Annotated in this window: 1 protein-coding gene; it reads left to right on the forward strand. The window is 64.0% G+C overall.

Going from position 1 to position 425, the window contains the following annotated elements; all coding sequences use genetic code 11:
• Positions 1–425 (forward strand): N-acetylneuraminate synthase family protein (locus tag J0A65_RS25975; protein WP_206597079.1); only part of this gene is annotated, 425 nt, incomplete at both ends.

Raw genomic sequence — 425 nt, forward strand, 5'->3', positions numbered from 1 at the left:
ATCCTGTCCACGGGCATGTCCTTCGAGCATGAGATCGTGCGTGCCATCGAACAGCTCAAGGCGCTCGGTACGCCGTTCGCCTTGTTGCATTGCAACAGCGCCTATCCGGCTCCGGAGGCCGATATCCAGCTTGGCTATCTGCGGCGCCTGCAGGAATTGCACGGCCTGATTGGCTATTCCGGTCATGAGCGCGGCATCGCCATCACCCTGGGCGCAGTGGCGCTGGGTGCCAAGCTGGTGGAGCGGCACATCACCCTGGATCGGGGCATGGAAGGCCCGGACCATCTGGCCAGCCTGGAGCCGGGAGAATTCCGCCAGCTTGTCGACGGCATTCGTCAACTGGAGCTGGCATTGCCCTGGCAGGGCCCGGGGCGCCATGCCAGTCAGGGGGAACTGCTGAACCGCGAGAATCTCGGCAAGAGCGT

The sequence above is a fragment of the Bowmanella yangjiangensis genome (genome assembly GCF_017255015.1).
In the GTDB taxonomy this organism is placed as follows: Bacteria; Pseudomonadota; Gammaproteobacteria; order Enterobacterales; family Alteromonadaceae; genus Bowmanella; species Bowmanella yangjiangensis.